General features: G+C 65.8%; 12 protein-coding genes and 1 pseudogene. 6 read left to right on the top strand and 7 right to left on the bottom strand.

Annotation, left to right across the window (positions count from 1 at the left end; translation table 11 throughout):
• The 3 genes from A5634_RS04440 to A5634_RS30085 all read right to left on the bottom strand — a co-directional run.
• A partial coding sequence (locus tag A5634_RS04440) for a DNA polymerase Y family protein (protein WP_172831615.1) occupies positions 1 to 1,028 on the bottom strand: 1,028 nt, incomplete at its 3' end.
• Between the two features lie 5 nt (positions 1,029 to 1,033).
• A complete protein-coding gene (locus A5634_RS04435; RefSeq protein ID WP_065142864.1) occupies positions 1,034 to 1,642 on the bottom strand; it encodes a hypothetical protein in 609 nt (202 codons plus the stop codon).
• 141 nt (positions 1,643 to 1,783) lie between these two features.
• Positions 1,784 to 1,900 carry a hypothetical protein gene (locus A5634_RS30085; protein ID WP_367593447.1) on the bottom strand — a complete coding sequence of 39 codons (117 nt, stop codon included), beginning with the start codon at positions 1,898 to 1,900 and terminating at the stop codon, positions 1,784 to 1,786.
• A 56-nt stretch (positions 1,901 to 1,956) separates the two neighbouring features.
• Between A5634_RS30085 and A5634_RS04430 the strand changes: the two genes are divergently transcribed.
• Positions 1,957 to 2,766: an SDR family NAD(P)-dependent oxidoreductase gene (locus A5634_RS04430; protein ID WP_065142863.1), complete on the top strand. Its 810-nt coding sequence runs from the start codon at positions 1,957 to 1,959 to the stop codon at positions 2,764 to 2,766.
• Between the two features lie 44 nt (positions 2,767 to 2,810).
• Here A5634_RS04430 and A5634_RS04425 read toward each other — a convergent pair whose 3' ends face one another.
• A complete protein-coding gene (locus tag A5634_RS04425) occupies positions 2,811 to 3,737 on the bottom strand; it encodes a phytanoyl-CoA dioxygenase family protein (RefSeq protein ID WP_065142862.1) in 927 nt (308 codons plus the stop codon).
• A gap of 54 nt (positions 3,738 to 3,791) precedes the next feature.
• Positions 3,792 to 5,369 (bottom strand): glutamine-hydrolyzing GMP synthase, encoded by a 1,578-nt coding sequence (gene guaA / locus A5634_RS04420; protein WP_155769355.1) that lies wholly within the window; start codon positions 5,367 to 5,369, stop codon positions 3,792 to 3,794.
• 210 nt (positions 5,370 to 5,579) lie between these two features.
• Here guaA and A5634_RS04415 point away from each other — a divergent pair, with 210 nt between their 5' ends.
• From A5634_RS04415 to A5634_RS04405, 3 genes are all read left to right on the top strand, one after another.
• Positions 5,580 to 5,978, top strand: a complete 399-nt coding sequence (locus A5634_RS04415; protein ID WP_253861477.1) for a cold-shock protein — start codon at positions 5,580 to 5,582, stop codon at positions 5,976 to 5,978.
• Between the two features lie 83 nt (positions 5,979 to 6,061).
• Complete coding sequence (locus A5634_RS04410) at positions 6,062 to 6,844, top strand: beta-phosphoglucomutase family hydrolase (protein ID WP_155769354.1); 783 nt, start codon at positions 6,062 to 6,064, stop codon at positions 6,842 to 6,844.
• An 11-nt stretch (positions 6,845 to 6,855) separates the two neighbouring features.
• Positions 6,856 to 9,228 (top strand): glycoside hydrolase family 65 protein, encoded by a 2,373-nt coding sequence (locus tag A5634_RS04405; protein ID WP_065142859.1) that lies wholly within the window; start codon positions 6,856 to 6,858, stop codon positions 9,226 to 9,228.
• A gap of 109 nt (positions 9,229 to 9,337) precedes the next feature.
• Here A5634_RS04405 and A5634_RS04400 read toward each other — a convergent pair whose 3' ends face one another.
• Complete coding sequence (locus A5634_RS04400; protein WP_065142858.1) at positions 9,338 to 9,919, bottom strand: TetR/AcrR family transcriptional regulator; 582 nt, start codon at positions 9,917 to 9,919, stop codon at positions 9,338 to 9,340.
• 74 nt (positions 9,920 to 9,993) lie between these two features.
• On the opposite strand from A5634_RS04400, the pseudogene A5634_RS29185 reads away from it, so the two are divergent.
• Positions 9,994 to 10,170 (top strand): annotated as a pseudogene (locus A5634_RS29185) (hypothetical protein); the annotation flags it as partial.
• Between the two features lie 31 nt (positions 10,171 to 10,201).
• On the top strand, positions 10,202 to 11,101 hold the full coding sequence (locus A5634_RS04395; RefSeq protein WP_065142857.1) for a TauD/TfdA dioxygenase family protein: 900 nt from the start codon (positions 10,202 to 10,204) through the stop codon (positions 11,099 to 11,101).
• 13 nt (positions 11,102 to 11,114) lie between these two features.
• Here the strand turns inward: A5634_RS04395 and A5634_RS04390 are convergent, their stop codons facing one another.
• Positions 11,115 to 12,851, bottom strand: coding sequence for a GMC oxidoreductase (locus A5634_RS04390; RefSeq protein ID WP_065142856.1), 1,737 nt, complete (start codon positions 12,849 to 12,851; stop codon positions 11,115 to 11,117).
• Positions 12,852 to 12,854: the final 3 nt, after the last annotated feature.

Raw genomic sequence — 12,854 nt, 5'->3', positions numbered from 1 at the left:
CGTAGCAGCGTCACCGGTGCGTCCAGTGGGCGGCCGCGCGCGATGCGATGGCTCAACCAACCGTCCAGCTGCCAACGCACCCGGTCTGCGGTGGCGTCCTCGGTCAACGGTTCGGCGCACCGCCACACCCGGCTGAGCTCTTCGCCGTTGGCAGTGACCGCGTGAATGGCCAACCGGGTGCAGCCCACTCCGGCAGCCAGCAACACCTGGTGCAGCGTGGCCGCCAGTGAGCGCCCGGCGAATGCCGCGGCGTCGACGCGGTCGATCGGCGGATCGCAGTCCAGCACGGCTTCGAGTTCCTGCGGCGGTTCGCGGCCGGAAGGACCGCGTTCAGCTTCGCCGCAAGCGAACCGGTGTGCGACCATGGCGTCGGCCCCGAACCGGGACGCGACGTCGGTGCGAGACAGCGCGGCGAACTGCCCGAGGGTGCGAATCCCCATCCGCCACAACAGATCCGCCAGCTCCTCTCGTCCCGGTCCGGACAGGCTCGGCTCGGTGGCCAGTTGGCGGATCGACAGCGCGGACAAAAACCGCGCATCGCCACCGGGCTCCACAACGCGACCGGCCCGCGCGGCGAAGACCGCGGTGGACAGCCCGTCGGCGATCCCGATCTGGCACTCGGCACCGACCCCCGAACTCACTGCAACCGCGTCGATCAGTCGCTCGGCCGCCTGCTGCTCGGACCCGAAGAACCGGGCCGCACCGCGCACCGGGAGCACCAGGAGCCCGGGCCGCAGCACCTCGGCGCGCGGCACCAGATCCTCCACCGCGGTGACCACGCTTTCGAAGAAGCGGGCGTCGCGGTCCACATCGGCGGCCGCGACGTGCAGTTGCGGGCACCGCGCGGCCGCCTCCCGGCGCCGCAGCCCTCGGCGTACCCCGGCCGCCCGAGCCATCGACGAACAGGCGATGACCCGGTTTGCCAACGTGACCGCAACCGGGGCCGTCGCGGGCTGGCCCGCGGCCGCGGCCGCCGCGACCGCCGGCCAGTCCATGCACCAGATCGCCAGCACTCGAGAAGGGGCCATCGACGTCAACCGGTGCGAACTCGACCGATCGACCGCCCGCACCGGCTGATCTGCAACCGCACCCCGCTGATGCGTCCGAACCCCGGGCGGCTGCCCAGACTCAGCTCATAACCGCAGACCCGAGCCTCCAACCGCGCCGACGCCCCTTCCCAGTCACCATCGGTGACCAGCACCGTGCACCCTTTATGACGGGCCCGGGCGACCACGGCCCGGGCCCGCGTCCGCGTCACCCGGCGCCCACCCAGGCCGAGAACCACCAGGTCCATACCGTCGACGAGTACGGCGGCCACCTCTACCGGATCATTTCCGGGATCTGGTATCACCGCGATCCGGCTCAGATCCGCCCCCATCTCCACCGCGGCCAGCAACCCGATATTCGGCTGGCCGACGATGGCGACGTTGCCTCCGTCGGCCGTCGCCGAAGCCACCATGCGCAGCACCAGCGAGCGCGCGCCGGACAGCACCGCCACCGTTCCACGCGGCAACATGGAGGGGCTCGCCCCCGGCAACAGTTCCTCGGTATGGGCGGTGCTCTTTCCGGACATCGCCTCCATCCGCCGACGCAGCGATTCGAGCTGGTCAGCCCGGCTTTCGGAGGCCAAAGCCACAGTCATATCAGCCTCCCACCTTGGCGCTCTTTTCGAAAATATGTTCGATTGGCTTGAGTAAACACCTGCCCTCTGACAACCGTCAAGCAACGCAAGAGGCGGCTTTATGCGTTCGATGCTGGTGTGACTCCTGGCATGAAATGAGGCTCAATCAGCCGCAGCAAATTGAAGAACGTGGCCGTACTCAGCGCCGTGGGCAGCGCGCAGCACATCGCCGGCATCGCTGATATCACCCTCGACGAGTTCGACGCCGATCCGGCGCAACGCCTCGGCTTTGTCCGGATCGCGAACCAGCGCACGCGCCTTCCTATAGTCAGCGCATGACGATCAATCCGGCGAGCATCCTGTTGACCGACCGCGTCGCAGTCGTCACCGGCGCAGGTGCCGGGATCGGGCGCGGCATTGCCGCAGGCCTGGCGACCTTCGGCGCCAAAGTGGCCATCTGGGAACGCAACCCCGAATCGTGCGCCGAAGCCGCCGGGGAAATCGGCGCGCTGGGCATCCCCGTCGACGTCCGAGACAGCACCGCGGTCGACGCCGCGCTCGCGCATACCACCGCCGAACTCGGACCCGTCACGATCCTGGTCAACAACGCCGGCGGGGTGTTCTCATCAGGGATCCTCGACACCAGCGAGAACGGCTGGGATGCGCTGTACAAATCGAATCTGCGCCACGTCTACCTGTGCACTCAACGGGTGGCCCGCGGCCTCGTCGAACAGAAGCTGCCGGGCAGCATCATCAGCATCACGTCGATCGAAGGCGTCCGGGCCGCGCCCGGTTACGCAGCGTATGCGGCCGCCAAGGCCGGAGTCATCAACTACACCAAGACCGCGGCCCTCGAACTCGCACCGCACGGCATCCGGGTAAACGCGCTGGCGCCCGACATCACGCTTACCGAAGGCATCATGCAGATGGCACCGCCGGGTTCCGACGAGCGTTTCGGCCTCACCGTCCCGTTGGGACGCGCCGGTCACGTCGATGAGATGGCGGGCGCGGCAGTGTTTCTCGCATCTGAAATGTCGAGCTACATCACCGGGCAGACGATCCACGTCGACGGCGGCACCCACGCAGCCAGCGGCTGGTATCACGATCCAGAGACCGGCGCCTATGCGCTCGGACCGACGACCTAGCCCAAGCCGTCGAACAACGACTGCGGTGGCGGCAGCCCGATAACTCAGCTGACAGCGAGGCCGGGCGGGGCCGAAACCCCAACCGGCACCGGCATTCCCGGCATGTAGCGCTGGAAAAGCGACGTGGCAACGGCCGCGACGTCATCGCTGAGCGGATACATGTGCCGGTACTGCAGCACCTGCTTTCCGATCAGTCCGAGCCGTTCGTGGAAAGTCGGCACCCGAGCGGGATCCAGCAGCGGATTGTTGAACGCCGGCCGGTCGGCACGCTGGAACTCGAAGGCGGCGCTGATCCGCGCGGCCGTCCCCAGCCGGCTGCCCCGACCGCCCCAGTGCAGGACCGCCTGGTTCCAGGCCAGCATGGACCCGGCCGTCGCCGGCAACGCACGGATGTCCTGCGGGTTGTAAACGACGGTGTTGTCGGCGCCATCCCATCTGCGTTGCCGGAAGCGGTCGTCGAGATGGGCGGGCAGCATGTACATGCAGCCGTTGAGCGGGGTGGCGTCGGTGAACGGAAGCCACACGGTCAGGGTGTGCGGCGAGTTGTCGGCATCCAGGGTCGGCATCAACCGGTCGCGGTGCGGCCCCCAGCCCACTGCGTTCTCGTTGGGGTTGACGTGCCATACCCAGAAGTCGGGCAGCGCCAGGTAACCCTCGCCGAGCACGGACGTCAGGAAGTCCGAAAGTCCTTGGAAGGCAAGCCACAACTCGTCGTAGACGAACGCGAACGCCAGCGGAATCCCGCGCTGGAACAACGTCGAAACGGCGTAGCGGATCGGTGCGGTGATGGCCTCCGACAGGGCGTCGGCCACCTGGACGTAACCCTCGCGCTTCAGGTCGGCGAACAGCGGGGCGGTTTCACCGACCGAGGCGGGTCTGGCGACATTGCCCGCCTCGATGGACATCCCCGGGCACAGCTCCCCCCAGAACTCGCGGCGCTCCACGTGGGCAGCAGAAAGGGTACCGATCATCGCGATATCGTAACCCAGGACCGACCGCCCGGAGTGCGATCAGCGCAGGTCGGGCTACTCCCACTCGATGGTGCCAGGTGGTTTGCTGGTGATGTCGAGCACCACGCGATTGACCTCGCGGACCTCGTTGGTGATGCGGGTGGAAATGCGCTCGAGCACCTCGTAGGGAACCCGGGTCCAGTCGGCGGTCATGGCGTCCTCACTGGACACCGGTCGCAGCACGATCGGATGTCCATAGGTGCGGCCGTCCCCCTGCACACCCACCGAGCGGACATCGGCCAACAAGACCACCGGGCATTGCCAGATCAGGTTGTCCAGGCCCGCCGCGGTCAGCTCCTCGCGCGCGATCGAGTCCGCGCGACGCAGCGTCTCCAACCGCTGCGCGGTCACCTCTCCGACGATTCTGATTCCCAGCCCCGGGCCCGGAAATGGTTGGCGCGCAACGATTTCCTCAGGCAGGCCCAATTCCCGTCCGACCGCGCGCACCTCGTCTTTGAACAGCAGCCGCAACGGCTCGACGAGGGTGAACTTCAGGTCATCGGGCAGGCCGCCGACGTTGTGGTGACTCTTGATGTTGGCCGTGCCACTGCCCCCGCCGGACTCCACCACGTCCGGGTAGAGCGTCCCTTGCACCAGAAAGTCGATCTCCTTGCCGTGCAGGACATCTCGCACCGCACCCTCGAACGCGCGAATAAATTGGCGGCCGATGATCTTGCGTTTGCCTTCTGGATTGCTGACACCGGATAGCGCGGCCAAAAACGTCTGCGCCGCGTCGACGGTAACCAGATTGGCGCCGGTGGCGGCGACGAAGTCGCGCTCCACCTGGGCACGCTCACCGGCGCGCAACAACCCGTGGTCGACGAAGACGCAAGTCAACCGGTCGCCGATGGCTCGCTGCACCAGGGCGGCGGCCACGGCCGAGTCCACTCCGCCGGACAGGCCGCAGATCGCATGGCCGTCCCCGATCTGCGCGCGCACCTGCTCGATCAGCGCGTTGGCGATGTTGGCGGGGGTCCACTGCGCGCCGATTCCGGCGAACTCGTGCAGGAACCGGCTGAGCACCTGTTGCCCGTGCGGGGTGTGCAGCACCTCAGGGTGGTACTGCACGCCAGCCAGGCCACGATCCCGAGCTTCGAACGCTGCCACCGCCGCACCCGCACTGGTGGCCACCACGGTAAATCCATCCGGGGCGGCGGTAACCGCGTCCCCGTGACTCATCCACACCGGCTGAACCTCGGGAAGATCTGAATGCAGTTCGCCGCCAACGACTTTCAGTTCAGTGCGGCCATACTCGCTGGTGCCGGTATGCGCCACGGTGCCACCGAGCGCCTGGGCCATCGCCTGGAATCCGTAGCAGATGCCGAATACCGGCAGACCAAGCTCGAACAGCGCCGGGTCCAATTGCGGGGCACCCTCGACGTAGACGCTGGCCGGTCCGCCGGACAGCACCAGCGCCAACGGGTCGCGAGCCCGGATTTCCTCGATCGAGGCGGTATGCGGAATGACCTCCGAAAAGACCCGCGCCTCGCGGATCCGCCGGGCGATCAGCTGGGCATACTGTGCACCGAAATCCACGACAAGCACCGGGCGCACCGGTGCCCCAGGCACATCAAGGTCAGCAGGCTCGGTCACGGCGAGTCAGTTTAGCCGCTGGCCCTGGCCGCACCCTCCGGCCTCGCGTTGCGCCGAGAGGCCTTCCGCGGCAGGGATTTCTCCAGCACCACAATGGAAAACTCTCACCTGTCAAATGCAGCGCCGGAAACAGTACCCTTCTTTATTGTCGGCAATGGTTCGCCGGGCGGCGACGAGCGTTGAGAGGTCGAGGTGCGGGTTACTGGGAAAGTGGTGCGGTTTGACGATGTGCGGGGCTATGGCTTCATAACTCCGGATGTCGGTGGCGAAGATGTTTTCTTGCACGCTAACGATCTAGAAATGGACAAACGTCAAGCCCGTGCCGGTGCTCGGGTTTCTTTTGAAATTGAAGAAGGAGCACGGGGCAAATTTGCAACGCAGGTCCATTTGGCAACTGACGCGGGATCGGCAAAGCCGCGTCATAAGGACGATGACGAAGCGTTTCCGGGTGGCGACGAGTACTTCGACGTGCTATCGGCTGACGAATTTCGCCACACGATAACCGAGAAGCTACTGCACATCACTCCGGCGCTGAGCGCCCAGCAGATCCTCGCGGTGCGGAGCAGCTTCGAGGAAGTGGCACGCAAGCACGGCCTAATTGACTCCTGAGCCGTACTTACGCGTCCGGACCTGTGCAAAGACCGCATCGGGTTTCTGAATTCGATCGGGAGGGCATGGGGAACAGGTAAGCCATTAACCATCCAGGACACGAGGTACCCGTGAGTCACTCAGAGTTGGGCCTGCCAGATAACGTACGTGCCTGCCTGTTCGACCTCGACGGTGTGTTAACCGACACCGCGAGCGTGCACACCAAGGCGTGGCAAGAGATGTTCGATTCCTACCTGTCCGAGCGAGCAGAGCGCACCGGCGACAAATTCGTCCCGTTCGATCCGGCCGCCGACTACCGCAAGTACGTGGACGGCAAGAAACGCGAAGACGGCGTTCGATCATTCTTGGCAAGCCGGGACATCGAGTTGCCCGACGGCGGCCCCGACGATCCCGATGACGCCGAGACGATACATGGGTTGGGCAACCGCAAAAACGATGCGTTTCAGAAGGTTTTGCACGACGACGGGATCGAAGTTTTCGAAGGATCACGCCGATACCTGGAGGCGGTCTCGGAGGCGGGCCTGGCGATAGCGGTGGTCTCCTCGAGCGCCAACACGCGCGATGTCCTGGAGACCACCGGCCTGGATCGGTTCGTCCAGCAGCGCGTGGACGGTGTGACGCTGCGGGAGGAGAACATCGCCGGCAAGCCGGCCCCCGACTCCTATCTGCGCGGGGCGGAGTTGCTCGAGGTCGAACCCGGCGCGGCCGCCGTTTTTGAAGACGCAATATCCGGCGTCCAGGCCGGCCGAGCCGGTAACTTCGGACTCGTGGTCGGGGTGGACCGCATCGGCCAGGCGCAGGATCTGCGCGACAACGGCGCCGATGTGGTTGTCACCGATCTCGCCGAACTGCTCGCTGATGGATAGGGGAAATTGGCATGATCTCGGAGGAGGCATTCCCGGTCGAGCCGTGGCAGATCCGCGAGACCAAGCTCAACCTCAACCTGCTGTCGCAATCGGAGTCGGTGTTCGCATTATCCAACGGGCACATCGGATTACGCGGCAACCTCGACGAGGGTGAACCCTACGGACTACCCGGCACCTACCTGAACTCGTTCTACGAAATCCGCCCGTTGCCCTACGCCGAAGCCGGCTACGGATATCCCGAGGCCGGCCAGACCGTCGTCGACGTCACCAACGGCAAGATCATTCGGCTGATGGTCGACGACGAGCCCTTCGACGTCCGCTACGGCGAATTACTGGACCACGAGCGAATTCTCGACTTACGAGCCGGCACGATGACGCGCTGCGCGCACTGGCGCTCCCCCACCGGCAAGCAGGTCAAGGTGGTCTCGACCAGGCTGGTCTCGCTGGTGCACCGCAGTGTGGCGGCCATCGAGTACGTAGTCGAGGCGATCGACGATTTCGCCCGCGTCACCGTGCAGTCGGAGTTGGTGACCAACGAGGACCAGCCCGAGACCTCCGACGACCCACGCGTGTCGGCCATCTTGGAGAACCCGCTGGAGGCAGTCGATCACGAAATCACCAAGGGCAGAGCGCTTCTCATGCACCGGACGCGTAGCAGTGCACTGATGATGGCCGCCGCGATGGATCACGAAGTCGACGTTCCGGGGCGCGTCGACGTCACCACCGACGCCCGCGCCGACCTGGCGCGCACAACGGTGATCTGCGGACTGCGCCCCGGGGAGAAGCTGCGCATCGTCAAATACCTTGCCTACGGCTGGTCCAGTCTGCGGTCGCGTCCGGCGCTGCGCGATCAGGCCGCCGCGGCACTGTCCAGTGCACGCTACAGCGGCTGGCAGGGCCTGCTCGACGGCCAGCGGGCCTATCTGGATCTGTTCTGGGATGCCGCGGACGTCGAGGTCGACGGCGACCCGGAAAGCCAGCAGGCGGTCCGGTTCGGGTTGTTCCACCTGCTGCAGGCCAGTGCGCGCGCCGAGCGTCGGGCCATTCCCAGCAAGGGGCTTACCGGAACCGGTTACGACGGCCATGCCTTTTGGGACACTGAGGGTTTCGTGCTTCCGGTGCTCACCTACACGGTCCCGCATGCGGTCGCCGACGCGCTACGCTGGCGGGCCTCTACGTTGGACCTGGCCAAGGAGCGGGCTGCCGAACTCGGCCTGGACGGCGCGAGTTTTCCCTGGCGAACCATTCGGGGGCAGGAGTGCTCGGCGTACTGGCCGGCCGGTACCGCGGCCTGGCACATCAACGCCGACATCGCCATGGCCTTCGAGCGCTACCGCATCGTCACCGGGGACGAGTCACTGGAAGAGGAATGCGGATTGCCGGTGCTCATCGAGACCGCACGGCTGTGGATCTCGCTGGGACATCACGACCGCGAAGGCGTCTGGCATCTTGACGGCGTCACCGGTCCCGACGAGTACACGGCGATCGTGCGGGACAACGTGTTCACCAATCTGATGGCGGCCAACAACCTGCGCATCGCCGCCGACGCCGCCAAGCGCCATCCCGACAAGGCAAGCGCGTTGGGTGTCACCAACGAAGAGATGGCGGCCTGGCGCGACGCGGCCGACGCCGTCAACATCCCCTACGACGAGGAGTTGGGCGTCCACGAGCAGTGCGAAGGCTTCACCAACTTCGCCGAATGGGATTTCGAGGCCAACGACACCTACCCCTTGCTGCTGCACGAGGCTTATGTGCGGCTCTACCCCTCTCAGGTGATCAAACAGGCTGACCTGGTGCTGGCCATGCAGTGGCAGAGCCACGCGTTCACCCCAGAGCAGAAGGCCCGCAACGTCGACTACTACGAGCGGCGCACCGTGCGCGACTCGTCGCTGTCGGCCTGCACCCAGGCGGTGATGTGCGCGGAGGTCGGCCATTTGGAGCTGGCCCACAACTACGCCTACGAGGCCGCGCTGATCGACCTGCGCGACCTGCACCACAACACCCGCGACGGTCTACACATGGCCTCGCTGGCCGGGGCGTGGATGGCCCTGGTCGTCGGGTTCGGGCGCCTGCGCGACGACGAGGGCATCTTGTCCCTCGATCCTCAACTGCCCGAGGGCATTTCGCGGCTCCGGTTCCGGGTGCGCTGGCGAGGTTGCCGGTTGACGGTCGATGCCGACCACGAAAACGTCACCTACACATTGCGCGACGGTCCCGACGGGGAGTTGACCATTAAGCACGCCGGTGAGGAAGTCACCTTGACCACCGAGGAGCCGTCGACCATCGCGGTGCGACGGCAAGAGGCGCTGCTGCCCCCGCCACCACAGCCGCCGAACCGCGAACCGCTTCATCGTCGGAGCCTGGCGAGGATGGCGCCCGACTAAATTCGCCGAAACCCCCCTGCCGAGTGTGGATTTCACGACGCGACGCGCCGGTCTGCTGTCGAGAAATGCACTCTCGCGGGGACTCGGCAACGGGACTCGACGGCCACCGTCAGTCCGGGGCGATCATGCGGGCGGATTCGGCGAGCACCGCCTGCCGGCGCTCGGCGTCGTCCAGCTCTTCAAGTCCGGTCGCCGAGCGCAACATCGGCTCGAAAAGCCGCCAACCCATTTGCAACGCAAGGGCATTGGCGACGGCCAGCCGCGCAGCCGAGTCGGGCTGGCCGTTTTCGCGGAAGCGGTCACGCACCTCGTCGAGCAGCGGGGCGATGTTGGGAAACCGGGTCTGCAACTGCTCGGCCGGATAGCCGTCGAGCAGGGTGCGAGCCCATACCCGCATCTGCCGGTCCAATGCGCCCTCGATGACATCGGGGGCAGCACCGGACTGCAGCAGTCCCGTCAGGTCGGCGCCCAAGTAGTCCAGCACGGCGCCGACCAGCTTCTCTTTGGCGCCGAAGTGGCGGAAAACCAAGCCGTGGTTGACTTTTGAGCGCGTGGCGATGTCGCGGATCGATGTCGCCGCGGGGCCACGCTCGGCGAACAGCTCGGCGGCGGCCTGCAATACCGCAGCCGCGACCTGTTCGCGTCCGGTGGGAATTTCGCCGCGCGAAACGCTTGCCGACCGTGTAGTCACCCGCCTACGTTAACCGAGGTAGTCAAATGACTACACCAGGCCTCGCCGGAAAAGGACCACACCCATGACAGACGGCCACCGAGCACCGCGCCGTGGACGACTACGACGACGAGCACCGGCTCATGCACCGCGTCACCCTGCTTGGCGACGTCCCGGTCGATACCCAGGGCAGGGCCAGTCGGGTGCTCAGTGGAGCACCCCCTTGCCGTGGCGTAGTCAATCGACTACAGTCAGCATGCGTAGTCAGTTGACTACACACGCTGAGGCACAAAGGACCAGAGCATGACAGACCACATCGCAGTGCAGAAGCTAGGCAGCCGCATCGGCGCCGAGGTCAGCGGAGTGCGCCTGCACGGCGACCTCCCCTACGCAGCGGTCGAGGAAATCCGCGCGGCCCTGCTGACTCACAAGGTGATCTTCTTCCGCGACCAGCACCACCTCGACGACCAGGCGCAACTCGGGTTCGCAGCGCTGCTCGGGACCCCGATCGGGCACCCCGCGGCGACGTCGATCGCACCCGACGCCTCGATCATCACGCCGATCAACTCCGAGTTCGGCAAAGCCAACCGCTGGCACACCGATGTGACCTTCGCGGCGAATTACCCAGCGGCTTCGATCCTGCGCGCGATCACGCTGCCCAGCTACGGCGGCTCTACGCTGTGGGCCAACACCGCAACGGCCTACACCGAACTGCCTGAGCCGCTGAAATGTCTGGTCGACAACCTGTGGGCCCTGCACACCAACCGCTACGACTACGCGGCAAGCGCGGCCACGAACGAGCAGATGACCGATCTGCAGCGCGCATTCCGGCAGGCGTTCGAGACACCGGACTTTCAGACCGTGCACCCCCTGGTGCGGGTGCACCCCGAGACCGGCGAGCGCACGCTGGTCGCCGGTGACTTCGTGCGCAGCTTCGTTGGTCTGGACAACTACGAATCCAATGCGCTGTTCGAACTGCTCCAGCGGCGAATCACCAAGCCCGAGAACACGGTTCGATGGAACTGGCAGGCCGGCGACGTCGCCATCTGGGACAACCGCGCCACTCAGCACCGCGCCGTCGACGACTACGACGACCAGCACCGGCTGATGCACCGGGTCACGCTGATGGGCGACGTCCCCGTCAACAAGCACGGACAGCGCAGCCGAGTTGTGAGCGGGGCGCCGCTGGCTTTAGCGAGTTAACAAGCGAGCTGAATCAGCCGGTCTTGCCGACCGGGTCAATCGGCAGCCACCGCAGGGCGCCAGGGGCGTCGGCGGGCACCACCGGATTCTCCGGTTCGATCGGGTTCAGCCGCTGATACTGATCTCCCTGCAGCGGCCGTTCATCGTTCTGGCCTTTGTTCGGCCAGAGCGAAGCCGCCCGCTCGGCTTGCGCGGCGATAGACAACGAGGGGTTAACGCCGAGGTTGGCCGAGATGGCGGCGCCATCGACGACGAACAACGTCGGGTAACCGTAAACCCGGTGATAGGGATCGATGACCCCGTTGGACGGACTGTCGCCGATCGCCGCGCCGCCGAGGAAGTGCGCCGTGAGCGGGATGTTGAACAGCTCGCCCCAGGTGCCGCCGGCCACGCCGTCGATCTTCTCGGCGATGCGCCGGGTCACCTCGTTGCCGACCGGGATCCAGCTCGGGTTCGGCTCGCCGTGGCCCTGCTTGCTCGAGTACCAGCGGATGCCCAGCTTGCCGCGCTTGGTGAACGTGGTGATCGAGTTGTCAAGGTGCTGCATCACCAGCGCGATCACCGTGCGCTCGCTCCACTGCCGCGGATAAAGCATCCGCAGCATCAGCTTGGGATCCGAGCGCGCCTCGTTGAGCAACTGTCGCCAGCGCGGCACATCTGTGCCCTTCGGTCCGGCCCCGTCGGTCATCAGGGTCTGCAGCAGTCCCATAGCGTTGGAGCCCTTGCCGTAACGAACCGGTTCGACGTGTGTGTCGGATGTGGGGTGAATCGACGACGTGATCGCCACCCCGTGAGTGAGGTCTAGGTCTTCCTTCACACTCAGCGTCGCGGCGCCGACGATCGACTCGGAGTTGGTTCGGGTCAGTACGCCCAATCGCTCCGAGAGCCGAGGCAGTTTGCCCTTGTCGCGCATGTTGAACAGCAGGTGCTGGGTGCCCCAGGTGCCGGCGGCCAGAATCACGTTCGCCGCGGTGTACGTGCGGCGGTCGCGGCGCAGCCAGCTGCCGGTACGGACGGTCTTGATCTCCCACAGTCCGTCGGATCGCTGCTCGAACCCCTTCACGGTTGTCATCGGAATCACTTCGGCCCCAGCCGATTCCGCCAGACCAAGGTAGTTCTTCACCAACGTGTTCTTGGCGCCGTAGCGGCAGCCGGTCATACACGAGCCGCACTCCAGGCAGCCGGTGCGGGCCGGACCGGCGCCGCCGAAGAAGGGGTCGGGCACCGTCTGGCCCGGGGTCTTGGTGCCGTCAGGACCGAAGAAGACACCCACCGGGGTCGGCACAAACGTGTCGCCGCAACCCATCTCGTCGGCAACTTCTTTGACGATCCGGTCGGCGTCGGTGAACGTCGGGTTGTAGACGACGCCCAACATTCGCTGCGCCTGCTCATAGTGGGGCATCAGCTCATCACGCCAGTCGGTGATGTGCTTCCACTGCTGGTCGTTGAAGAATGGGTCCGGCGGGATGTAGAGCGTGTTGGCGTAATTCAGTGAACCGCCGCCCACACCCGCACCGGCAAGAATCATCACGTTCTTCAGCGGATGGATGCGCTGGATGCCGAAGCAGCCCAGCCGGGGGGCCCACAGAAACTTACGCAGATCCCAGGAGGTCTTGGCGAACTCCTCATCGGAGAACCGGCGGCCCGCCTCGAGCACACCGACCCGGTAACCCTTTTCCGTCAGCCGCAGCGCGCTGACGCTACCGCCAAACCCCGAACCGATAATCAGAACGTCGTAATCCGGTTTCATCGG

Origin of the sequence: Mycobacterium asiaticum, from assembly GCF_001673365.1 — a bacterium.
GTDB classification, from domain to species: Bacteria; Actinomycetota; Actinomycetes; order Mycobacteriales; family Mycobacteriaceae; genus Mycobacterium; species Mycobacterium asiaticum_A.
This window is presented reverse-complemented; position numbering and strand designations above follow the sequence as displayed.